This window comes from Methylibium rhizosphaerae (assembly GCF_006386545.1).
Lineage (GTDB): Bacteria > Pseudomonadota > Gammaproteobacteria > Burkholderiales > Burkholderiaceae_C > Pseudorivibacter > Pseudorivibacter rhizosphaerae.
This window is the reverse complement of sequence record NZ_SWAR01000009.1, coordinates 98,877-121,978: the sequence shown is the minus strand read 5'-3', so window position 1 is coordinate 121,978 and position 23,102 is coordinate 98,877. Positions and strand designations below refer to the sequence as shown.

The window sequence follows — 23,102 nt, the reverse complement described above, 5'->3', positions numbered from 1 at the left end:
GAGGAGGGAACTTTGGACAAGAACACTGCTGCGATATTGATTGCGAGCCTGATGGAGCGCATCGAACGCGACCAGGTTATTGGTGCCGTATCGTCGCTGGAGCGCAAGGCGCTGCAGCTGGCGTTGCTTGCGCTGCAGGCAGGTGGCGACGCCGATGCGTCGGCGGCTGCGGAACCGGTGGCGAATGCGCCCAGCCCAGCTTCGGCTGCGGTGACCGGCGGCAACGGGACATCTCCGATTCCGAATGCACCGACCTCGGTGAACATCGAGGACAAGACGACTTCAACGCCGAAGATTGCTTCGCTGCCGCAGGTTTCGCTCGCGTTGGGTTCCATCGAGCGCGAGGAGGTCACCGATCCTGAAGTGCTGTTGTGCCTCGACTTCGGAACTGCGATGTCGAAGGCCTTCGCGACCGTTTTCCCCGACAAGTACCTCGACCTGGAGCTGGGCACCGAGGCTGGCCGGCAGGGCTATACGCTGCCCTCCTCGGTGTTCATTGGTGACGATGGCAAGGCCTACTTCGGCTTCGAAGCGATCGAGCAGAGCCAGGACCTGGTGGACTCCGGTCGCGAGCGGCTGGACTCGATCAAGGGCTGGCTGAGCCTGCGCAGGGAAGGCAACCTCGACGGCGAGGCCTGCGTCCTCAAGCCCGCGATGAACCCTACGGGCTTTCGCCTAACAGAAGGCGACCTGATCCGCATCTATCTCGCCTACCTGACGGACGTGGCCGAGCGTTCGCTCGCCTTTCAGAGCGTGAAGGAACCGCGGTATGCCAAGCGCCGATTCGCCCGTCCGTGCTGGCCGGATGCGGCGCAGGCGAAGTGGGCGGACGGACTGATGCGCAGCATGCTGGCCGAAGCGCAGATCCTGGCCGACACCTTCAGCGATCGCTGGGCTGGCGGTATCCCGGTTGGCGAACTGAAGTCGGCTGTCGAGCAGATCAAGGCCGTGGGCAAGCGGCCCGAATACCTCATCGATGACGGCGTGCCAGAGCCGGTGGCTGTGGCCGCCGGTGCGATCGCCGATAGCGAGAACCTGCGCGACGCCTTCATGGTGGTTGACGTCGGCGCCGGCACGACTGACTTCGGCCTGTTCATCTCGACCCACCGGCCGGAGGACGGCGAGATCCGCGTTTTTCAGGTGCCCGCGTCGATCCACGGCCTGATGCAGGCTGGCGACAAGGTGGACGGGCTGCTGCGTGGATACATCGCGCAGCGGGAGTCCATCGACCTGAGCGACAACTCGGGCCGCTTGATCCTGGCGGACCTGAATCGTCGGATCCGCGGCCTGAAGGAGACGCTGTTCAAGACGGGCAAGCTCGAGTACGCCCTGGCAGACGGCACCGTGGGCGAGGTGAAGCTCGACGACTTTCTGGCGGACGACAAGGTGATGCGTTTCGCCCAGGCGGTGGAGGCCGGCTTCAAGAAGTCGCTGGACGCTGTCGACGAAACATGGCTGCGATGGCTGGCGATGGATGGTGTGCGCTTGCACGTGGTGCTGACCGGCGGCAGCTCGCCGCTGCCGATGATGCAAGTCCTTGGTAAGGGCCCGATCGACGTCAAGGGGCACCGCATCCTGCGCCAGGCTGTCGATCCGCGGCCGCAGTGGATGAACGACATGCCGGTTGAGCTGGAGGCGGTGTATCCGCAGCTGGCCGTGGCCATCGGCGGCGCAGCAGAGACGATGCCGGAAACGCTGACAGCACCACCAACTTTCGGTGGCGGCGGTTCACGGCACCACGGCTATGTGGCCGGGAACTTGCGCATCTCGGGGAGTTGAGAAATGGGATTGAAGCCGTGGCGTGAAGTCGCCGTTCCGCATTCGGACGTGCTGAAGGGCACTTTCCAGCAAGCCGAGTTCGCGGCGGATCTGTCACGCGTGCATGACAAGACCGCGTCGGCCGAGTACCAGGACGCCGCGCTGTTCTTCCAGCGCACGTTCATTACTGAGGGCATGCGGCTGCTGCTCGACTCCGTGGTCAAGCGCCTGGCTGGCAAGGGCGGCGATCCGGTCATCCAGCTGCAGACAGCATTTGGTGGCGGCAAGACGCACACGATGCTGGCCGTATACCACCTGGCCAAGGGCGCAGTGCCGGCGACAAACCTGCAAGGAATCCCGGCCATCCTGGAGAGCGCGGGCATCGTCGACCTACAGCCTGCCCGTATCGTCGTGCTCGACGGCATCCGCCAGTCGCCGAATCAGCCTGCGGTTTATGACGGCCTAGCCGTGAAGACCTTGTGGGGCGAACTGGCCTGGCAACTGGGCAAGGCTGAGGCCTATGAGCTGGTGCGTGATGCCGATCAGTCTGGCACCTCGCCCGGCAAGGCGGTGCTGGAGCAATTGCTGTCGAGGTATGCGCCTTGCGTGATCCTGATCGACGAGCTGGTTGCCTACATCCGCCAGTTCGAGGAGGGCAAGGCTCTCAGCGGCGGCAGTTTCGACTCGAACCTGAGCTTCATCCAGGCACTCACAGAGGCCCTGAAGGCAGTGCCGACGGCCATCCTTCTGGCTTCCCTGCCGGAGTCTGACAAGGAGGCGGGAAGCCAGCGAGGGGTCAAGGCGTTGGGCGCTCTGGCCCACTACTTCGGTCGCGTGCAGGCGCTGTGGAAGCCGGTGTCGTCCAGCGAAGCATTCGAGATCGTCCGCCGCCGACTGTTTGCCTCCATTGGCGACCAACTAGCGGCAGAGGAGGTGTGCCGTGCGTTCGCGGACCTGTACGTTGGTCACGCGCACGACTTCCCGCACGAGACACAGGAATCCAGGTACCACGACCGTCTGCTGTCGGCGTACCCGATCCATCCGGAGGTGTTCGACCGCTTGTACGAGGACTGGTCGTCCCTCGACAACTTCCAGCGCACGCGAGGCGTGCTGAAGTTGATGGCCAAGGTCATCCACCGGCTTTGGAATGCCAACAACACCGACCTGCTGATCATGCCCGGCAGCTTGCCGTTGTACGACGCCGATGTCCGGAACGAGGCGATCTACTACCTGCCGCAGGGGTGGGACCCGGTACTGGAGAAGGACATTGACGGCGAGCGTGCCGAGACGACCGAGATCGAGCGTCGCGATCCGCGCTTGGGCAGCGTGCAAGCATGTCGCCGAGCTGCACGCGCCATCTTTCTTGGGAGCGCGCCGACCAATGGTGGTCAAGTTGTGCGTGGCATTGAGCTAGAGCGCGTTGTCCTGGGCGTCGCTCAGCCCGGACAGCAGCCGAGCCTGTTCAAAGATGCCTTGCGGCGCCTGGGCGATAGGCTTCAGTACCTGAACAGCGGCAACAACCGCTTCTGGTTCGACGTGCGCGCGAATCTGAGGCGTGAGATGGAGGACCGGAAACGCCGGTTCCAGGACAAGGAGGACGTCTTCCCTTCCGTCCGCGATCGGCTGCAGCGCAGCATCACGAGCGCCTCATTCGATGCGGTGCACGTGTTCACGCCAAGTGCCGACGTGCCCGACGATTGGATGCTTCGCTTGGTCGTTCTGCCCCCTGACGCGGCATTCAGCCGCAGTGGGCAGAGCCTGGCGATTGATCGTGCGACCGAGATCCTAAAAGGCCGTGGCGACCAGCCACGATTCAAGCAGAACCGGGTGCTCTTCGTCGCGGCCGACTTCGAGACCGTGTCTCGCCTGAAGGACCAAGTCCGCTCGATGCTGGCCTGGCAGTCCATCGTCAATGACGTGAAGGATCTGCGGCTGAACCTCGACCAACTCCAAGCGCGGCAGGCCGAGCGCAGCCTGGGAGAGGCGGTTGACACCGTGCGTAGGACGATCCGTGAGGCCTATAAGTGGCTTCTGGCGCCCTCTCAGGAGGCGCGGCCCGGCAAGGGCATTTCAGATGTGCAGTGGGAGCACTTCGCCCTCAACCCAGGCACGGCGAACTTCGGTGATGAGCTCGATCGTGTGCTGAAGGAGAACGAACTGGTGATTGGGGCGTGGGCGCCCGTTCATCTCGCCACGGTGCTGCGCAACTGGTTCTGGAAGCCGGAACAGACGGACGTCGGCGCACTGGGTGTATGGCAGCAGACCTGCCACCAGCTCTATCTGCCACGCCTGCGGGATGATCGCGTGTTCCAGAGCACGCTGGCGGCTGGCGCCGAAAGTCGCGACTTCTTTGGTCTGGCGCAGGGCAAGGACAGTGACGGCTTCGTCGGTTTTGTCTACGGAAATCGCACGACGCCGATCCTGGACAGCTCGCTGTTGCTAATCGAGCCTTCCGCGGCTGCATCGTTTGCGAACTCGGTTCGAGAGCGAAGCCCTACGTCACCAATACCTGGGGGCGGTGGGGCTGTGGTGCCGCCGCCGGTGACCCCGCCGAGCGTGGAGAACGGCTCCAACGCACAGCCTCCGACGCCCTCTTCGGTCAAGCGACGCTTCTACGCGTCAACGACGTTGGATCCCGTGCTGGGAAAGAAAGGCTTCAACGACCTCTACGATGAGCTTGTCATGCTGTTCACTACGAAGCCTGGGGTCAGCGTTCAGCTTCGGGTGGAGATCGAGGCCGACGCAGGCGGCGGCGTATTTGATGACGCGACCCAACGGGCAGCGAAGGAGAACGCTTCGGTGCTGAAGTTTTCGTCGGCGGAGTTCGAGGAATGAAGGGAGAGTCGAACGCCTCGATGGGGCCTTATGACTTGCGGGTCATCAATCTGCATGACGTGACGCGGTTGCGCCAGCTTGACATGTTCGTTTACACAAACTACTGTGGCTCGTCCAAACATGGGAGCTCAACATGCCGCATAACATGCTTGTCCCGGGTGAACCGCTGGGCACACAGAAAGCTCGCATTCGAGAGCAGATGGCTGCCATAGTGCTGAAATGCTGGCAAGACCCGGGATTCAAGGCTGCCTTGCTCGCCGATCCAAAGGCCGTTCTCCAAGCCGAGGGTATTCAGGTCAACCCTGGTGTGGAATACGTGTTTGTTGCTGATGAAATGCCACGGCTTCATTTCATTATCCCGTCTCCTCCGGTCGCCCAAACGCTTACGCGTTCTGAGATGCTTGAAGTTGCTCGCGCGGGAACGCAGCTGATTCTGCCGTCGATCATTTGCTAATGGGATTCCCGGGATGATGGGTTTCATCCCGTCGGAATTCGCACGGACCTTTCGCCTTGAAGATGCTTTGCCAGATTTCCACTACGAACTGGCTGACTTCGAGGTGGATCTTTGGGCGAACCGCGGCCAGATCGCGCAGAATATTCGGATGGCCGGTGCGGATAAGGAGATCTTTCCCACTGTCGCAGCGGCCAGACAAGACGCCCTTCAGTGGATCTTCGAAGGATTGGCGGATGGCTATACGGCCATCTTTAATAAGCTAAACCTTTGTAACGCTGACGTCGCGCGCCTCTGTCAAGAGATCAATCGCGCTTACCCGGACGGAGCTCGGACCTTCGTAACTGCGTTCTTGTCCCCTTCGTCGCAGCATTGTTTCGGGTATCACTACGACGAAGTTGACGTGTTTCTGGTCCAGGTCCATGGCGTCAAGTCGTGGTCTGTGGCTAGGCCCTCTACGCCTTTTCCTATTGAGGGAATGTACAAACCCCCGGTCGACCAGGACCAGTGCGCGCGCGAATACCTTCGCACTGATCTTTCGCCGGGTGATGTGCTCTACATTCCGCGAGGTCACATTCATCGGGGGCTGCCTGGTCAGGCGGGATCATTGCATCTCTCCGCGGGGGTGCATGTGCCGACGATCGCGGACGGAATCGTCCAAGCTGTCCGCAAAGCGAGCTTGCTTCAGGAGGCACTTCGGCTGCCTGCCACGGCTGGTGAACGCGACGAGCTGATTCGCCAAGCGCTCGAGACACTAGAAGCGAATTCAGGTTTGGATGCCGATCTCGCCGAGAAAAGAATCTATCTTCCGCGGGATGGGTTACGGTCAATGCTGCGCGTAGGTCGACTTGTCGCCGAAGACTTGCTCGTGCGCGTGAATGGGGTTCCTATAACCTACAAGCTGATGCGCGACCTATCCACGCTTGAAGTGTCAGGCCTGCTATTCGACTATGGCGTCCGTTCGGAGCAACGATCTAAGACGGCCTTCCCCTCTGGATACTATCGTGCTATGCAACTGATCAACGAGAAGTGCGAGTTCACTCCGCGTGAAATCGCTCAGGAGCTGGGTCTGCCGATTGAAGACGCAATAGAGCTCGGTCGTCGGCTTATCACTCTTGGGGTGTTGGAGTACAAAGCTTGCTGATTTCCGCACTTATCGGTGGTGCAGATGTCGATTCGGCTGAGGAAGAGGATTGTCTTAAGCAGATCGCAAACCTTGTCGTCGCGAAATTGAAGGGCGATGGACTCTTAAATCAAGCCGTAGAGCTCGGCTTGGGGATTGAACTCATCGCGCTCTACAGACGGTTATGTGATCCGCTGAAGAATGCAATTGAGCGTCAGTTCGCTGCTTTATCGGGGATCGGGCTCGCACAATGGATACTGCGCAATCTCCGATCTTGTCCGGTGCTTGATCGCGCGCTTTACGAGCAATCATGTCAGTTGGTCCATGAGTTCGCTACAGCAGGTCATCGTTATTTGCTCGATCAGGAGTTGCTAATAAGCAATGGGCTACTGCGGCATGGCGTTGAGTTGAGCTCGGTGCGAATTGCTTCGGCAGACAAACATCACGGTCAACACGTTCTGCGGTTCGCTTTTGTTGGCCATGGCGATCTGTACTACAAACCTCGCTCTGGCTCTGGGGCTGCACTTTGTGGCGAGGTCTCTCGTCATCTTCGCCATTGGGGCCTCCCGTTGGTGGCTCCTGAAGCCTTGATAAGAGAGGGCTACCATTGGATGGCCGGAGTGGAGTACGAGGAGAAAATTGATTCCAAAGCCGCGAAGCACTTTGCCTTCTCCGGTGGGGTGCTGTACGCCGTGGCGAGAGTGCTGAACGCGTCAGATTTGCACTTCGAGAACATCATTGCCACCAAGCAGGGGCCTGTCGTCGTCGACTGTGAAACGATGTGTCAGCCAAGGTTCTCGGCTGCCGCCGCTGCTTACCTTCTGCGTCGCCCACGCGAAGAGCATGACGATGTGACGTCCCTTTTCCTTAACTTCGACCACTATGGCGGCCAGGAGATCGACTACGGAGGCCTCAGTTGCGTCGACGTAATGTTTCGCGCCGATCCGAATGCAGGCCTTCAGGTTGAACTTCCTTGGGAGCAACGGTCACTACGCTTGCACCGTAGTCGAAGCGCGGTGGAGGTGGATGGACGACGCATCGCACCGGCAGTTGAGCACTTTGAGTGCTTCGTAGATGGTATCCGCCACGCATCGGAATGTCTGCTCTGCCATAAGGACGAGCTAATTGCGCTCATATCGCCGGAACATATATTCAGGGTGCCGCTACGGGCGACTCGCGTCTACGCCGCGGTGTTGGCGGAGCGCATGGCGGGGATCTGCTTCTCCTCATACGCACCAGAGGCGTGGCGATCACACCTCGAGGCAGATTTGCAAGAAGCACCAGATGGCTTTGCGGCTGCTGCTCGGACCATTCTTGACCAAGAGTCCGCTGATCTTGACGCGCTCGATATTCCAGCCGCTTACGTGCGAGCGGGCAGCAGGGACCTTTTTGTGCGGAATGCAGTTGTTCCGGGTGTGTTTGACCTCTCTCCGCTAGAAGTTGTGCGTCTGCGAATTAACGAGCTGAGTCCCTCCGCCGTGGACGAGCAAATTTCAGCACTTCGCGCGCGGCTGGAGAAGGCAACGAAGCAGCGCCTCAGGCGAGCGACGAGCGAGGAAGTTTCCGCAAGCTAAGCCCCCTTAATGCGGGCTTCACGCAGCGTCGTCGAGGCCCTGAAATTTCGCCGGGTCCACTAGATCGCGCAGGGGAACCCCCACCGCCTTGGCCAGGATGTCGGCGTTGTCCATGCTGATGTTGATCGTGCCACGCTCGACCCGGCTGATGTACGCGCGTGGCATGTCAGCCTCAAGCGCAAGTTGCTCTTGGGTCAGGTCCTGCAACCGCCGCGCTCGTCGTAGGTTCCGAGCGAAAACTTGTCTGGCAGTGAGGGGCTGCTTGGCTTTGGGCATGAGGCCCAAGCATCCGTTTCAGGAGCGCAGCATGACCACATCAACGGTGGATCGAAATGCGCCCTTTGTGTATCATTTAAGTTCACCTATAGACCTAACGGTTATGCCTAAGGTGCTGGATGCGCCACACCTTGCTCACCATTGAACCAGGGACAGGACTGCATGACACTCGACTTCGCCCGGAACTCGCCGCTGAGAACCCTCACCATGGCCGCCCTCATCGGGTTGACTGTCAGCGCCCGGGCGCAACTCGTGGACCCCTCGAAGCCGAAGCCTCAGGACACCACTGGCGCGATGGCCGGGTACGACATGCTCGGCGTCAAGCTCGGCATGAGCGAGGCGGACGCGGTCGCGGCGATCAGGAAGCGCTTCCCTGACGGTTCGCCGGACGCCATGGGACGCCCGATGAAGATCAAGCAGACCGACTACATGCTGGTCAACCCGAGCAACCGTCAGCCGGTGCGCGCCGGAGTCCGGTTTGAACTACGCCCGGAACAGAAGTCGAACTACGACTTCATCAAGCTGCTGGTCCACGACGGCAAGGTCTGGGCCGTCTGGCGCGACGACATGTCGTCCAAGTACGACTACGACAAGATGGTCGGCGAGCTGACCACAAAGTACGCGGCAGCTCGCCCGATCGAGAGTATGTTTGACGTCATCGAGGGCACTAAGCGGACCAGCGACGGCTCCAAGGGCACGTCCGGCGTCGAGCTGTACGACGGCAAATGCACCGGCACCCCGCTGAGTCACATGGCCACCGACAGCATCGCCCTGCAGCCCGGTTGCAACAAGGTGCTGTGGGTCAACTACAGCATCACCAAGACGGCTGGCGTCAAAAGCATCGGCGCCGGCGGCGGCCAACTCGTCGACCTCGAGGCGGGACGGATGTTCTTCGCATCCATGAACAACGCGGCCACTGCTAAGGCCCAGTCTGACAACAAGCGCGGCGGCGACGCGAAGCTGTGATGAGTCACCTACTGGCGCACATCTCGGCGCCGGCGCCGGCGCCCGCTGACTGACCGGAGACCGCGAACTCCAGGTACTCGGGGCATAGTCGTAGACCACGTCGCTGTCACCCGGCTGAGTGCTGATGGCCGCTTTGACGACGGGTTGTCGGCGCCGAAGGTGACTCCGCTGCCTGCGGTTTCGCTCACGCTTGGCGCCATCGAACGCGACGAATGACCGATCCGGGCGGTGCCGTGCTGCTTCGATTTTCGGGACGGCAATGTCGAAGGCCTTCGCCACCAGACGGGCAGGTCCGACCAGTGAGTTCATTGTCGCTAGCCCTTCAACCTCACGTGTAGATGTACAAAGCCCGACTGGTCGGGCGTCTCCCTGATCTCGAGGTAGGACTGCTTTCGGACAAGTTCGCCGAGCTTCGAGTAGCCGTAGTTGCGCGGGTCGAAGGAGGCATTGGTCTTGCCGATGAACGAGCCCACCGCCGCAAGAGACGCCCATCCCGGCTCGCGCATGGTTTCGCGAACGGCATGGGTCAGCAATTCCTTCAGGTCTGGCACGTCGGCGACTTGTGCAGGCGCCGCGGATCCCTCGGGACGCTTGAGCACCTCAAGGAAGATGAACCTGTCGCACGCTGAGATGAATGGTTCGGGAGTCTTGCGTTCTCCGAGTCCGACGACGAGCTTGCCCGCTTCTCTGAGCCGGGTCGCGAGCCGCGTGTAGTCGCTGTCGCTCGATACCAGACAGAACCCGTCGAGGTTGCCGCCGTACAGAAGATCCATGGCGTCGATGATGAACGCGCTGTCGGTGGAGTTCTTGCCCTTGGTGTAGGCGAACTGCTGGATCGGTTGGATCGCATGCCGGTGCAGGGTTTCCTTCCAGCTGACAAGGTTCTGCGTGGTCCAGTCGCCGTATGCACGCTTCACTGTCGGCGTGCCGTACTTGGCCACTTCCTCGAGAAGCTCCCGCGCTACCGACGCCGAGGCGTTGTCCGCGTCGATGAGAACCGCCAGTCGTGCCGGGTTGTCTCCTGCCATGCTCCACGCTCCTTTCGGGCAGGGTAGCAGCTTCCTTGCAGTGCGAACGCCGCGCTACCGACCGTCAGCGCCCGTCCTGAATGGGCGAAGCGACCGCTTGACATCGCGGTTCCCAGTGTCTATTCTCACTCACGTGAATGAGTGAATGAATGACCATGTTTGTGCTTCCCCTCTCCGAGACGCTCGGAACGGTGCTTGTCGGCGCCACGCGCGGGCAAGCCGGTCACGCGGCTCTTCTGCGCCATCTGCGCGGCGTTCAGGACGCAATGGTGGTTCTCGACCTGGCAGACGTGGAGGTGCTTTCGGCCAGCTACTTTCGAGAGGCCATTTGGCCACTCGGAAGCTGGTGTCAGGAGAACGGCGCCGCCCTCGTTCTGGCCAACGTCAACAGTGCCGTGGCTGACGACATCGCCGTATCGCTGAAGGCATATGGGGGCGCCGTCATCATCGGCGCCCGGCACGGAGACCGGCTGACCCATCCGCGCATCCTCGGCGAGCTTGACGAGAAGCTTGATCTCACGCTTCGCCTCGTGTGCGAGGCAGGCGTGGCCGATGCGGGATCCATTGCCAAGGCGTCCGGTGAAACGACCGTGGTGACTGCGTGGAACAACCGGCTGGTCACGCTGAACAGAATGGGCCTGCTGCGCGAGGAAAAGCAGGGCAAGACCAAGTTCTACTCGCCGATAGTCAAAGGACTGAAGCATGGGTGACGACTTCATTCGCAAGAAGGGCCCGGCCCATCGCAAGGCTTGGCGCGACAGCGCGACGCTCGCCACGCCTGACCTGTTTGTGCAGCAACAGTCCTCTGTCCGGCGAACCCTTCGAGCGGCCTGCAGTCGTGGCACGGCGCTGAAAGCCGGTCAACGCGTCCTCCTTCGGCGAACACCCGAGGGCGTGGTGGCCTGCGAAGGGACGCACAGCGTCGCCTCGTTGGTGCGGCCGCCACGAGCGCTCATCCAAGCCCTAGAGCAAGGAAGCGGCGTTGCCTGTGCCACGGTGGATGCAATGCACGAAGCAGCCGGTCTCGCGGACCTGCGCCTTGACGAGTGAGACGCCGATGGACGTGGTCCAGCAACGCCACATTTGGATGCTCAAGGACCGGGATGGAGGACAGCTTCGGCTCGGGTGCAGTGAATGCCTTGACCGAGGGGCCTGCGGCGGTCTGCATAGCAAGGCCATTGCCCTCGGCGACATGACCTGCCTCAGTGAGTGCCAGTGCCCTAACCCGGATGCCTGTGATCTTGTCTGCCCGACTGCGCCCAGCCGTTTCGCGGCCCGGATTCGCGAGGTTCACGGCTTAACGCTCGACAACGTCCCCATCGCGCGTGACCTGCCCTTGCCGGCGCTTCCCGACGCTCTGCCGATCTTCGATGGCAACCACGGAGGCGAGCCTCTGACGTCCCTCGACTTCGCCGCTTTACCCTTCACCAAGGCGCTGCGTCGAGAAGATGGCACCGACCGAGCCAGGACGGCGAGCGAGCTCAGAGACACCTTCGGTGTCAAACCACGCATCGGTTGGGTCCTCACCGGCGTGCAGCAGGACAGCCATGTAGAGCGCACTTGGCGGCTGCGTCAGGCTGCGGCGGTTCTCGCACGGCTTAAGCGTTCCGGCGTGGCAATGGCGACCACGCCGAACTTCAGCCTGTACCTGGACGCGCCCCGCCACGACAACCTGCATGCCATGAAGCGCATCGCGTGGATGTGGTATCTGCTGCAGGAGGCAGGCATTCCCGCGGCGCTGCACATCAACGGCCGGACCGAGCACGACTTCATGCGATGGGCGGCGTTCGCCCGCCAGCACCCTGAGCTGCGTGCGGTCGCCTTCGAGTTCCTCACCGGGACCAGCGGCGTCGATGACATCCCCGTGTATCTCAAACGCCTCAAGCTTTTCGCCAGAGAGGCTGGCCGGCCGCTGTGGCTGCTTGTACGGGGGCACAACGAACTCCGGCACGAGCTCGCCGCGGACTTCGAGCGCGTCATCGTGCTCGACGCCAATCCGTACCAGAAGACGATTCATCGCCGCGCAGGTCACCTGACATCCAGTGGCCGCCTTCGCTTCAGCAAGTCGCCAACAGAAGGTCCAAAGCAACTGACGGCGTTGCTGAGACACAACCTCAACGTGTGGAAGGCGTCACTCGAGCCCAGCCACAAGGGTCTTCGGGCGCAGAGGCCTCTGGACTACGAAGCGTCGCCCTCCGCCTCGAAGTCACCTGCAGACAGACGCAACGAACCCAACGACGAAGCCTCGCAACTCAAACTCTTCGCTTAGGCGAGCCGGCTCACCACTGGCCGCGGCGCCAGCGGCCAGCGTGAGACTGGCATCGTCGCTGCGCACGCGGACGAGCGCATCAAGCGAGCGCAAGGCGTCCATGAGCTCTTTGAAGCCCAAGCCGCGGTCAGCGCGGCCTGTACATGAGCGGTGCTGCAGCACCGCCAAGTCGAGCGCCTGGCTGGCGTTGTCCTGCGAGCCTAGCTGCCCGTTCCGACGGTAGCTGGCAAGAACGCCCTCGCCGTCATCGGCGACGATTGCCGAGAACCGGCCACCGTCGTCCACCTCATAGGCCGACAGCGCCCACTGGCAGCCGCCCGTATGCTGAAACACGTTGTCGAGCAACTCGCCGAGAGCTCCGAGCAAGCGCTGACGTGCCTTGTCAGGGAAACCTGCGCCGGTGAGAACGCCGGAGGCGCCCATCAAGTAGCGATTCAAGTTTTCGTCGAAGGATTCGTCGCGCTCTGCAAGCGGGGAGGATACCGGTGGGAGCCTCAGACATCCCGCGTGCTGGCCGGCGGCGAAGGAGCAGCCTGGTGTCGTCGAAACCTCGCGAACTACGCTTAAGACTGGTCGCCGTGCAGTGCCGCGTAACCGCACAACCTTCCCCTGCCTTTCCCACTGGCGCCTCAGCGCTAGGAGCTCTCCGAGAGCGAGCAAGCTCTCCTTCGAGGCGTCAAAGAGCTCCGTACCAGGCGCTTCCGCCCGGTGCATAGCGGACTCGATGACAAGGACACGTTCGAAGTCGTCTTGCTTTGCCATGTTCTTGCCTCCCGGGACCATCTTGGCACACGACCGCTGATGTAGCACGGCAAAGTCTGCGGGCAGAGGCGGGCGGTAAGACGAACGGCGAACTAGCAGATCTCCACGGCCTTGTTCGCAGAAACTGCGAAAAGCCCGCATGCCAAGCCTTAGGCAACGTCGATCCATGTGTCACGGCGGTTCGCCTCGGCGTACCGCCGTGCAGCGAAATGCAGATCGTCGGAAATCTGAAGCTGAAGCAGCAGGCCCATATGGGTGTGCGAGAACTTGGGCCTGTCGTGCTTGACCAAGATTCCTCATGACGGTGGATGGCGATGCGTGCAGCAGATCTTGACCTGCCGGCCGGCCAGCCGCCGAACGAGCACCGATGTGCCGGCTGGCCGTACGGCCATACGGGCATCGGCCTCGCTACGCGCCGACGTGGTTGAAACCAACCGCACCCCATCATCGATGAGTTCGTGCTGAACGATCCAGATGCCGCGGGCGTCTCGGGTGACCCTGGCACCCCCATAGGTGGCTACGCGGTAGTCGGCGGAAAGGAGCGGCGATCCAGATGCAGCGTCGTTCAGCGATACGGATCTCGAAAACTCGTGGCCGCATCGTGGGCACGACCTTGCCAAAGCTAGCAACAAGGCGCTGCAAGTTGGGCAAGTCTTCTGCGATGGCGGGGCTGTGCCTGCTTCGTTCGCATCGAGTCTTGGATCGTCGATGAAGCCGAACCTGCGTGTTCCGTTTCCGTAGTCCCACACCAGACAATCCGCCTTCCCATCGAAGATCCTGAGACCACGCCCGATCATTTGAATGAGAAGAGCAAGGCTGGATACATTGCGCAGGATGGCCACGGCATCGATGCAGGGGATGTCCACGCCAACGCTAATCAGGTTCACGTTGATGAGCCATGACCGCCCCGCGGCCGACTGAAAGGCCTGAATCTCGGCCTCCTGAACGTCGCCCCGTTGCTTGCTGTGAACGACGTGCACCGAGGCCTCGCCTTGGGCGCGCAACTGCCCGGCAGTGAACACGGCATGAGCGATGTCTGCGCAGAAGACGACGCAGCGACTGCGTCGCTCCGAGGCGACCGAAGCGCGCAGACCAGGGGCGATGCGCGTAGTGACTTCTTCAAGGGAGGCGGTCTCGTCCTCCGGCATCGAGAAGCCCTTGCCCGTCGACATGCTGATGGGGCGAACGAGCACACCTTGATCGATCAGATCGACCATCGGCACTTCGAAGCCCTGCTGCCAATCGATCCCGCAGTACCTGATGTGCCTCTGGGCTCGGAACGGCGTCGCCGTGAGTCCGACGACCGCCGCTCGGGGGAATCGCCGCAGAAGCTCGGCATAGCTTCCGTCGGGAGGCACGAGGTGGCACTCGTCGATGATGATCACGTCGGGGGCCGCCATTTCGCTGCGACGCACCATCGTTTGGTACGTGCCGGCTACCACGCGATGCCCGTGCCCCAGGTCATTGCCCAGACCGGCTGACAAGACGCCGTGATGGCGAAGGCGAGTGCAGGTCTGCAAGAGCAACCGCTTCCGCGGCGTGATGATGAGGATCTGCCTGCCGTCCAAGCAATCCACGATGGCGGAGATCACGATGCTCTTGCCGGAGCCGGTTGGCATGACCAGCAGTACATTCGCTCCGGGAGCGATCCGGGAAGCAGCCGCGGCCACAGCCTCCTGCTGGTAGTCACGCAGCTTCAGTCCGGGTCCTGCGTGACAGTCGGCCACTGGGTGAGGTCTAGCAGAACGCACGTTCGATGGGCGTGACAAAGAATGGATTGGGCGGCGGTCCATCGCGGACGATGGTCACGACGCCTAACTGCTCCATGCATAGGAGTGGCTTCCTCGCTGCCGATGGGTTTCGCTTGCGGTCGAATTCGGGTTCAAGGAAGTGAGCCAGTTCGATCGACGTCACGAAACCATACAGATGAATGCCGACGCTCAGCAGTGCGGGCAGCGGCGTGGCCAACGGATGGGTTCGGCCATAGAGCTCCACGTCGCGTCTGATTCGCACAGAGATGCGGCCAAGCGGGTGCTGCACATCAAACAGTCGCAAAGTGAGGCGAGCGTCGACGCGGGGGTACTGGCCGTGCTGCACGAACGTCTTGCGAGTCTCTGCCACCCCAAGAGCGCTGAGGCGCGATGCCAGGGAAGTCGCTTGCTCGACGAGACCACTGCCAAGCGCGCGCGCAGCTTCCGAGACAGAGAACCAAGAATTCCCATGCGCGATTGACGCGGCCATCGCAAGCCGGATCGCCACAGCGCTTTGTCGACGAGCGTCGCGGACGCTTTGGCGGGCCATCCGTTCCACTTCCGTGGGGTGGATGATCAGTCCCGATTGCGATGGAGCGACGTCGCAGTGCGACGCCGCAGATGGGTTGCTGTCGGTGCTCGACGAAAGGCTCGACGAAAGCCGATCCTGAAGCATCACAGAACCCGCTCCGCATGGCTGGTGGCAGGCGCTTCACAGAATCCTCGCGCCGAGAGAAAGGCTTCGATCTGCTGCTGCAACTGCTCCCGGTCGTTCTCGCTCAGTGGGGCGTTCACCTTAATCGTCATGCCGGTGGAATGAGAGCCGCGAATCTCCACGAGTTGTTGGTCCCGAGTGATGGAGGCTCCATCACCCTTTCTGGCTGGGCCGGCGACCAACTTCGAGACCATCTGCTTGGCGGTCTGATCCATGCCCTCATCCAGCAGTGATTTGATGTGGCGCCGCATTCCTTCCGGATCACGGTTCCAGGCAGGCTGCAAACGTTTGACGTCGTCGCAGGTGATCTCGATAGGCGACCCCACGAGTCGAAAGAAGTCGGCCGGCAGCGATGCCAGCCAAACCTTGCGGCTGACGTCCCCCTGGTCCACCCCCAGCGCCTCGGCCAGTTTTCGCTGGCTGGCGTACATGCGCTCGCTGAGGAGGCGCTTATAGAAAGCGCCCGTCTCGAACGCCGAGAGACTCTCCCGGTCGCGATTCTCAGCATGCATGCGCTCTACCAGCCGCCGGCTCTCGGGGAACTCCTCGACGATGGCCCGGACAAGCAGCCCCAGCTCACGGCAGGCACGGAGGCGACGGTGACCGTAGACGAGCTCGTAGGGAGGCGAAGACGAATCGGCGTTTGGCTGTGGACGTACGAGGATGGGGACTTGGTTTCCACCGTCATGCTGGATGCTCTGCTTGAGTTCGAGGAAGGCGCTGCTGAGATAACTGTGTTCGTGCCGGTTGGCCCAGCGCGAAAGGCCGACCAGCTCAGGGTCGAGGAGGATCGATCCAGCGCGTTCCTCGCCTGACTCGCATGCAGGCTTGGACTTGGTCGTGCGGATCGACGTGTAGATATGAACGACGTCGTCGCCTCTCTTGATCGCCGCTCGAGCCTTGGCCCGGAGGCCTTGCTCCAGTCGACTGCCTCGTGGGCGACTGGAGCCGGCGTTAGACGTACTGCCCACGATGGCGGCGGCGGGGCACTGATTCGAATCGATCATTGAGGTCGCGGGACGGTTGCGATGGAGGGAAAGTCTGGCGAGTCACCGCAAATTTGTCGATCAGAACGCGCCAATCGCAGGCAGCGCGCTGCCTGCACTCCGCGTCAACCGTTGCTTGTTGATGACATGGCGACGCGGCGACGTGTCACCGTGCAATCAATCCCCAGTCAGCGGCGGTAGGCCGCGTTGCTTCAGCAACTCGCTGATGCCGGCAACAAGCAGGCGTTGCAGCGAGGTTTGCTCACGCATCGCGAACTCAGTGGCCCTGTGCCAGTCGTCGTGACTGAGCCGTACGGCGATGCCTACCCGCTTGTTCTTGCCGCGGGTTTGAACGAGGGCGTTGTCGTTGGATGTCGTCGAATCGGTCGGCTTGTTGACCGCGAATTTGCTCAAGCTACTGCTTGTTGCCTTTGCCATTGCTCTCTCCTGATCTGCGCGTACAGCCACTGCCAGTAACCATTGATCTCGGTCGCTGCTTTCGACGTGCTGGACGCAAACTCGGTGACCGCGAGTCCATCGGTCAGCGCCCGCGAGAACGCGCGCCGATCGCCGATCACCACCGGCGCCACAGGCGCACCTGTGCGCAACGCTTCGATCGCCTGCGATACCTCCGGCGCCCGGCTTGGCGCTCGATTCACCACGAATGAGAATTGCTTGCCGGCCGCGCGTGCCAGAGCGACAGAACGGGCGGTGGCCGTGAGGTCCGGCATCGTTGGCTGCGCGGGGATGACCACGTGATCCGCGCTGCGCAGCAGCGCGGCAGTTCCGGGCGCGGCGTGGGGAGGGCAGTCGATGATCGCCAGGTCATACCCTTCGTCACGCGCACTCGCCAGCAATTGCTCGATGGTGGACGATTCGGCGCGGGCGACGAACGGCGAATGCTTGGCGCGATCAGCGGCCCACGTAGCGACGGTGGCTTGCGGATCGGCATCGATGAGGACCACCTTCATCGACACGCTGGCGGCAACGGCGAGATGCACCGCTAGGGTCGACTTACCAGCGCCCCCTTTTTGCGAGAAGACGGCGATCGTCAGCATGCGATCAACGGCGTGGCTGGTCGAGTTGATGTCATGGCGGCTTGCTGCCACGTCATCACTGTTGTTGGTGTCGTGTGGCGTTGCCGCCGCCCGGTCGAGTAGCACGTGTGTCATCGGACGTCCTCTCACGTTTCAAGCAACGCCCTGGCCGCTTTCGCCTGGCGCACGGCCGTGATGTCGGCGTTGGATGGTTCGACGTCGAGCGGTCGGCCACCTCGAGCGTGGCGAGCCTGGGCGTAGTGCCGACCGGCCGTGTCGGTGCTCGCGTGACCCATCAGCGCCGCCACTCCGGCCTTGGTGTAGGTCGACTTGGCTCGGGCGGCGAAGCAATGGCGGGCCGTGTAAAGAGAGGGGAACGTAGTGCGTCCCGGAAAGGTTCGCCGGGCGACGATGCGAATGAGTTCGCGAACACCGTCGTACATCGCTTCGTACTCATCGCCGGCCAACTTCACCCGGCTCAGGAACCCGGAGACGAGATCAATGTCCTCCCGCGGGCACCTCGCCAAGCCGATCGTCCGGGTCTCTGAGTGCGCACGACCGTTGGTCTGCTTGGCGTTGCAGACGACGAGAGCCTTGTCGACTAGCTGGGCCCCGCGCCATTCGCATGGCCTCAGGCCGGTAACCAGGGTCGCCCCAATCCAGCTGCATGCCGGTTCTGCCCAGACACTGCCGGACGCGCGCAGTGCGGCGTTGAGCTTGGCCCAGTCTGTCATCGGAATCCAGCGCGCCTTCTGCTGGGCACCGCGAAGTTCAGTGAGATTCGCGGCGCGTTCCTGACGTACTTGTTCCTGCCGATCGAACCAGGTCTCGTTGTGTTCGGGGTCGAGAATTTGATCGACGTCGTGGTCGAAATCGCCGGGGCTCGTTGCCATCGCATGACGCACGGCCGCTCGATACAGCCGCGCTGTTGCTACCGTGACCTTGGGCTCGAGGTCAGTGAACGCGATTGCAATCCGCAGGTTCCGGTCCTCGTTGTAGACCATCTCGCCTGCGACGACCATCTCCGCGGCGTGCCGCTCGAGCCGACCGATCACGCGTTGGTAGAAGCTCTGGGTATCCGGCGTTTGTGTTGGGATGGCAGGCCGCATTTCAATCTTCCTCATCTGGTCGTTAATGCAAGGTGCTCGAGGGCTTGAAATGCGGGCGTCCCGGTAGCGCTGAAACGCGGCTCAGGCTTTGCCGGCCACCGCGCCGTTGGGCTGGCTCGCAGTCGCGCAGACGCGGTCGAGCATGGCTTGGGCAAGGGCCCGGTTGTTCGTGTGCCAGCCGGAAGAGAAGCTTCCGTCCGGCTTTTTGACAGTCAGCTCTTGAACGATCCGGGCGGCTTCGCGCAGGCCGCCGAAGTCGAGCGGATAGTGCAGGCTGTTTTCCAGGTGTGCCTTGAGACGTCCATACAGCGATTCCTGACCGTAGGCGCCGGCGTTCACGTAGGTCTTCAGGTGCGTGGACGACTTACCGCCGAACTGCCCCGAGGCGCTGCTCAGCCGCATGTGGACGTCCTGCGCGGCGTGGCCGACGATGAGCTCCGCGTCGCCGACGGGCGTGCCGTGCACGTGAAGGCGGGTGATGACGGTGTGTCGGAAGCTGTGGAACACCTTCTCCGGCGCCGTGATGCCGACGTCGTCGAGGTGCAGACCAAAGACGCGACTGACATGCTTGGAGGGGTCGTCCTTGCGCGTCTCGTTCAGTTCCCGGTGGGGAAACAGCGCGGTGGCTCCCAGGGCCCTCACGTGCTCCACGTAGTCGAGCAGTCCAAGCCGGATGAGGGGCTCAGGAATCGGCACATGGCGCACCGAGTTGGCGTTCTTGCCCTGCCTGACGGCGACGACGTAGACGCCCTGCTCCTGGTCGAGGTAGATGTCGCTGACCTTCCGGGTCACGATTTCCGCCAGCCGCATGCCCAGGTAGGCGCCCATCAACGGGGTCCAGAAGTCGTCCGCTGCGCGAAGGTTGGCGAGGTAGCGCACCGGTTCAAAGATGGCTCGGAGGTCGCTGTCGGGGAAACCGTCGTAGCTGTTGTTCCGCTTGGCGCCGGCGGCCTTCCTGCGCAGGCCTTCCAGCGATTCATAGAACGCGTTGTCCAGAGGGCTGGACGCCACCATGTTCTTACCCAGAGCGAAGGTGAAGAAGTTCTCGAGGTGGCTGATCGCCTTGAGAACCGTCCGGGGCGACAACGTTCCGCCCGTGCCGCCGGCGCTTGTTTCGCTGCCGCTGGAATTCGGCTCCGAAGGTTCGGCGTCGATCCCGGCTTTTGCGGGCCGCTGGGCATACGCATTGACGAAGTCGAGCAGTTCGTCGCGGCGGACTTCGTGCACATGGGTGGAATCGGCCGGTCGGCCGTGGGCGATGAGATGCGCCTGCAGCAGGTCCATGGTCCGGCGTTTCTCCCCCGCGGTACTGCGTCGGTTGCTGTCGAGGGTGCCGCGGGACTGCTCGAACACTTCGATCGCCGTCTTCAACAGCATGGGATTGGCTACGGATGCTGCCGACACCGTTGCGGCCTTGACCTGCTGGACCAAGGCCGCCATCGCCTCGGCGGGTGCGACGCCCGAGCGGACCGACTGCAGGAGGGCCTGCCGGATGTCCGGGTTGTCATGCATGAGCTGGTCGAAGAGGCGACGGTCGTTGTCGTCGCGGATGTCCCACTGCGTCTGGCCGATGGTGACGGTGAGTGGGGTCACCCCGGCGTGGGGATGCTTATCTCGGGTCATGGCACGTACTCGCTCGAGCGCTAGGTTGAACTCGAGCGCCAGAATACGGGCACGGGCCGGGTCGGTCGTGCGCAGCGAGAAGCGGATCTCTCGCGGGGAGCCGTCAGAACGCAGGCCGACTGGGACGATCCAGCGCAGGCAGTAGGTGCCGTGGCGGTTCTTCGTCAGTCGTGATGGCTTGGCGGACAAGGTGGATACCCAAAGTGGATACCCCGGCCAAGAAAAAAGCCTCGCAAGTGCTTGACCTGCGAGGCTTTCGTAGACTTTGGTGGCGCTTCAGGGATTCGAACCCCGGACCTGCGGATTATGATTCCGTCGCTCTAACCGACTGAGCTAAAGCGCCAAGAGCCCGCGATTATAGCCGGGTCTGCCGGGGGTTTAGCAAGTGCCCGAAAAGCGGCGGCGTCACCGAGATCCCGAGCGACCTCTCTTCTCGAAGAGCGTGGTTGTCTCGCCCGCACCTGCGACCAGGGCGGTCCTTGTTTACACCGCTGCAACACCGCTGTTGCAGCGCTTCTGCTCCGCGGCGCGCTGGCCTGTAAACACCCGACCGTAAACCCCTGCTCCGGCCGTTCGTGAAATCCTTTGCGAATCAAATGCTTGCGTTGTGGCATCCGGGTTGCATCGAAGGCCGGGTCCGGTGCGCACCCTCGGCGTGTGCCCGGCTCTTCGAGAGGAATCGACATGCTGATGACGATCGATCCCGCTGCCGCGGCCCCTGCCTCGCGCGCGCAGCAGCCGCTGGCGGCCGGCGTGCCGCGCATCACGCCTATCCGCGATCTCGTGGACAAGCGCTACAGCGACCTCAGCTTCAGTATCGACACGGGCGGGCGGCCCAGCTATCGCGTGCTGATCGCGCGCGACCGTGCGCTGTTCGCGCCCGAGCAGGCCGGCGCACGCAACGCGTCGAACTTCTATGACAGCCAGCGAGAGGGCCTCCAGCAGAACGACGGCCCGCCTTGCTTCTATCTCGTGCCGCGCAGCGTGCTGCACGCAATGCTGCCGGCGCAACGGCTGTACTACACCGTCATCGCCTACGAAGACAGCGACGGCACGCGCGCCACCTATGCCCATGCGCCCGAAGCGCTCGCCACTGCCGCGCCGTCGGTCAATATCGCGGACGAACTGTCCGCCAGCCTGAGCCTGATGTTCGGCACGCCCGTCAATCGGCTGTTGCCCGTCGGCCGCAGTGCCGTCCTCGCCTTTGCCGCCGACGAGGACGGCGAGGACGTCTCAGCCGAACTGCCCGAATCGATCGGGCTGGCCGCCGACGATGGCCATGCCGATGCCGACCACGAGGTCGGCGAGGCGGCGGCGAGCGATGCCGACGGTGATGAGGGCTATGGGGAGCCCTACGGCGACGAAGGGCTCGAACAAGCCGCGGCGCTCGATGCCGAAGATGACGCCGACGATGACCGCCATGGAGCGAGCGCCTCGCTCGCTGCCGAGGCAGGTTGGCGCACGCCGATGTTCGAGGATGCCGAAGCGGCGGCCGCGTTCGACGAAGGCAACGGCGACGCGGCCGACGTGGATACCGGGCTCGGCGCGGCCGATGCCGACTACGACGATGGCTACGGCGCCCCCGCCCAGGCCGGCGTGCGCGCCTACGAGACGCAGGCCGAGGATGACGAACCCGGCTATGGCGCCGAACACGAGACCGCCCAGTCCTGCGCCGGCGGTTACGACGATGAAGTGCATGCGTTCGATGCGCCGTCGCGCCAGCCGGTGCCGGAGATGCTGCCCGACGAGGATGCCGACGGTGCCCATGCGGCGCAGGCCAGGCAGTACGAAGATGACGAGGTCGAGATCGAGCCGCCGCCCGGCCAGGCCCAGGCGCATGCCTCGGCGTACGGCGACGACTACAGCGACGATGACGACGACGGCCATGGCGAGTCCTATGCGGATGCCGCGTCGGACGCCCCCAATGTCGCCGCGCCGCCTGCCGCGACCCGTGCGCCGTTCGACATCGAGGCATGCAAGGCGATCCTCGCCAGGATCATGCCGTTCGAGTCGGGCAAGGAAGGCTTTGCCCGCATCGTCGATGACGGCGAATTCGCCGGCCGCTTCGGCACCGGCCATCCGGCCTACCAGCGCTACCACCTTGGCCTCACGTTCGGCGCATTCCCGTTCGTGCAGGAACACGGCACGCTTGGCCAGCTGCTCGCGCTGATGCGCGAGCGCGACCGCGCAACCTTCGACAGCCTGTTCCCCGAGGCGCAAGCGCTGCTGCGCGTGACCAATGCATCCGATGGTCCGCGCGCCTGGGAATCGCCCGACGGCATGTCCCCCAGACTGCGCCCGGTCGGCGGACAGCCGCTCTGGGAGGAGCCCTGGGTCGGCCGCTTCCGACGCGCCGGCCAGCATCCGCCGTTCCAGGGCGCGCAGAACGAGCTGGCCGCCAGGCTCTACGTGCACCCGGTGCTGCAGGTCGCCAGGCAGATCGGCCTCGAGTCGGAACAAGGGCTGACTCTTTTGATCGACCGTGCCGTGCAGATGGGTGCGCCGGCCGCACTGGCCTGGGCTCTCGAGGCAGCGACGCCGGTCGAGACCCCGGCCCTGCGCCAGCAGGCTCTTGCGAGCCTCGGCCATGCCGACCTCGCGGCTTTCCAGCGCGCCGCGCAGGTTCCGCTGACCGGCATCTGGGACGTCGCGACCCATGCGGCGCTGATCGCTGCACTGCGCGCGAGCCCGCGCAGCCCGACGCCGGTGCTCAGCGGCAACGAGATCGTCGCGGCGATGCTGCGCCACGCGCAGGGTCTGCCCTGGGCCGAGCGGATGGCGCGTCTGCGCGACGCGACCTCGGCGACCCGGTTGTTCCAGTTCTAAGTGGCGGAGGCAG

General features: G+C 63.0%; 20 protein-coding genes and 1 tRNA gene. 10 read left to right on the top strand and 11 right to left on the bottom strand.

The genetic code is table 11. The features are described 5' to 3' along the window. Nucleotides 1-12: 12 nt before the first annotated feature. The 5 genes from E8D38_RS09390 to E8D38_RS09370 all read left to right on the top strand — a co-directional run bounded on the left by E8D38_RS09390 (nt 13) and on the right by E8D38_RS09370 (nt 7,741). Complete coding sequence (locus tag E8D38_RS09390) at nt 13-1,779, top strand: Hsp70 family protein (RefSeq protein ID WP_246099415.1); 1,767 nt, start codon at nt 13-15, stop codon at nt 1,777-1,779. 3 nt (nt 1,780-1,782) lie between these two features. Next, nucleotides 1,783-4,593 (top strand): ATP-binding protein, encoded by a 2,811-nt coding sequence (locus E8D38_RS09385; RefSeq protein ID WP_140628337.1) that lies wholly within the window; start codon nt 1,783-1,785, stop codon nt 4,591-4,593. Between the two features lie 133 nt (nt 4,594-4,726). After that, the gene (locus tag E8D38_RS09380; protein WP_219851697.1) at nt 4,727-5,047 is read left to right on the top strand and encodes a nitrile hydratase subunit alpha; all 321 of its coding nucleotides are present in this window, start codon (nt 4,727-4,729) and stop codon (nt 5,045-5,047) included. A 13-nt stretch (nt 5,048-5,060) separates the two neighbouring features. Further along, nucleotides 5,061-6,188, top strand: coding sequence for a JmjC domain-containing protein (locus E8D38_RS09375; RefSeq protein ID WP_140628334.1), 1,128 nt, complete (start codon nt 5,061-5,063; stop codon nt 6,186-6,188). Then, nucleotides 6,182-7,741 (top strand): DUF4135 domain-containing protein, encoded by a 1,560-nt coding sequence (locus E8D38_RS09370; protein WP_140628331.1) that lies wholly within the window; start codon nt 6,182-6,184, stop codon nt 7,739-7,741. Before E8D38_RS09375 ends, E8D38_RS09370 begins: the two co-directional genes overlap by 7 nt. Nucleotides 7,742-7,759: 18 nt before the next feature. Here E8D38_RS09370 and E8D38_RS09365 read toward each other — a convergent pair whose 3' ends face one another. Next, complete coding sequence (locus E8D38_RS09365; RefSeq protein WP_140628328.1) at nt 7,760-8,017, bottom strand: helix-turn-helix transcriptional regulator; 258 nt, start codon at nt 8,015-8,017, stop codon at nt 7,760-7,762. 162 nt (nt 8,018-8,179) lie between these two features. Here E8D38_RS09365 and E8D38_RS09360 point away from each other — a divergent pair, with 162 nt between their 5' ends. Further along, nucleotides 8,180-8,983 (top strand): hypothetical protein, encoded by an 804-nt coding sequence (locus E8D38_RS09360; RefSeq protein WP_140628325.1) that lies wholly within the window; start codon nt 8,180-8,182, stop codon nt 8,981-8,983. 314 nt (nt 8,984-9,297) lie between these two features. Here E8D38_RS09360 and E8D38_RS09355 read toward each other — a convergent pair whose 3' ends face one another. Further along, nucleotides 9,298-10,011: an NYN domain-containing protein gene (locus E8D38_RS09355; protein ID WP_140628322.1), complete on the bottom strand. Its 714-nt coding sequence runs from the start codon at nt 10,009-10,011 to the stop codon at nt 9,298-9,300. Between the two features lie 149 nt (nt 10,012-10,160). Between E8D38_RS09355 and E8D38_RS09350 the strand changes: the two genes are divergently transcribed. From E8D38_RS09350 to E8D38_RS09340, 3 genes are read left to right on the top strand one after another with little or no spacing between them, the layout of a single operon-like run. Next, nucleotides 10,161-10,721, top strand: a complete 561-nt coding sequence (locus E8D38_RS09350; protein ID WP_140628319.1) for a hypothetical protein — start codon at nt 10,161-10,163, stop codon at nt 10,719-10,721. Beyond that, a complete protein-coding gene (locus E8D38_RS09345; protein WP_140628316.1) occupies nt 10,714-11,061 on the top strand; it encodes a hypothetical protein in 348 nt (115 codons plus the stop codon). Before E8D38_RS09350 ends, E8D38_RS09345 begins: the two co-directional genes overlap by 8 nt. A gap of 7 nt (nt 11,062-11,068) precedes the next feature. Then, nucleotides 11,069-12,280 (top strand): DUF4417 domain-containing protein, encoded by a 1,212-nt coding sequence (locus E8D38_RS09340; protein ID WP_181179009.1) that lies wholly within the window; start codon nt 11,069-11,071, stop codon nt 12,278-12,280. Here E8D38_RS09340 and E8D38_RS09335 read toward each other — a convergent pair. The 9 genes from E8D38_RS09335 to E8D38_RS09295 all read right to left on the bottom strand — a co-directional run bounded on the left by E8D38_RS09335 (nt 12,218) and on the right by E8D38_RS09295 (nt 20,606). Beyond that, entirely contained in the window at nt 12,218-13,042 is an 825-nt protein-coding gene (locus E8D38_RS09335) for a hypothetical protein (protein ID WP_140628310.1), read from the bottom strand. The genes E8D38_RS09340 and E8D38_RS09335 overlap by 63 nt on opposite strands. A gap of 296 nt (nt 13,043-13,338) precedes the next feature. Beyond that, nucleotides 13,339-14,769: a DEAD/DEAH box helicase gene (locus E8D38_RS09330; protein WP_181179008.1), complete on the bottom strand. Its 1,431-nt coding sequence runs from the start codon at nt 14,767-14,769 to the stop codon at nt 13,339-13,341. Nucleotides 14,770-14,779: 10 nt separating this feature from the next. Continuing rightward, a complete protein-coding gene (locus E8D38_RS09325; protein WP_181179007.1) occupies nt 14,780-15,472 on the bottom strand; it encodes a hypothetical protein in 693 nt (230 codons plus the stop codon). Further along, on the bottom strand, nt 15,469-16,515 hold the full coding sequence (locus tag E8D38_RS09320; protein ID WP_140628300.1) for a ParB/RepB/Spo0J family partition protein: 1,047 nt from the start codon (nt 16,513-16,515) through the stop codon (nt 15,469-15,471). Before E8D38_RS09320 ends, E8D38_RS09325 begins: the two co-directional genes overlap by 4 nt. A gap of 156 nt (nt 16,516-16,671) precedes the next feature. After that, complete coding sequence (locus tag E8D38_RS09315; protein WP_140628298.1) at nt 16,672-16,908, bottom strand: hypothetical protein; 237 nt, start codon at nt 16,906-16,908, stop codon at nt 16,672-16,674. Continuing rightward, complete coding sequence (locus E8D38_RS09310) at nt 16,905-17,666, bottom strand: AAA family ATPase (protein WP_140628294.1); 762 nt, start codon at nt 17,664-17,666, stop codon at nt 16,905-16,907. The genes E8D38_RS09315 and E8D38_RS09310 overlap by 4 nt, the downstream gene beginning before the upstream one ends. Before the next feature lie 11 nt (nt 17,667-17,677). Then, on the bottom strand, nt 17,678-18,655 hold the full coding sequence (locus E8D38_RS09305) for a hypothetical protein (protein WP_181179006.1): 978 nt from the start codon (nt 18,653-18,655) through the stop codon (nt 17,678-17,680). Nucleotides 18,656-18,721: 66 nt separating this feature from the next. Then, a complete protein-coding gene (locus tag E8D38_RS09300; protein ID WP_140628288.1) occupies nt 18,722-20,452 on the bottom strand; it encodes a site-specific integrase in 1,731 nt (576 codons plus the stop codon). 77 nt (nt 20,453-20,529) lie between these two features. Continuing rightward, nucleotides 20,530-20,606, bottom strand: a tRNA-Met gene (locus E8D38_RS09295). Between the two features lie 347 nt (nt 20,607-20,953). Here E8D38_RS09295 and E8D38_RS09290 point away from each other — a divergent pair. Then, the gene (locus tag E8D38_RS09290; protein ID WP_219851695.1) at nt 20,954-23,089 is read left to right on the top strand and encodes a lysozyme family protein; all 2,136 of its coding nucleotides are present in this window, start codon (nt 20,954-20,956) and stop codon (nt 23,087-23,089) included. Nucleotides 23,090-23,102 lie beyond the last annotated feature (13 nt).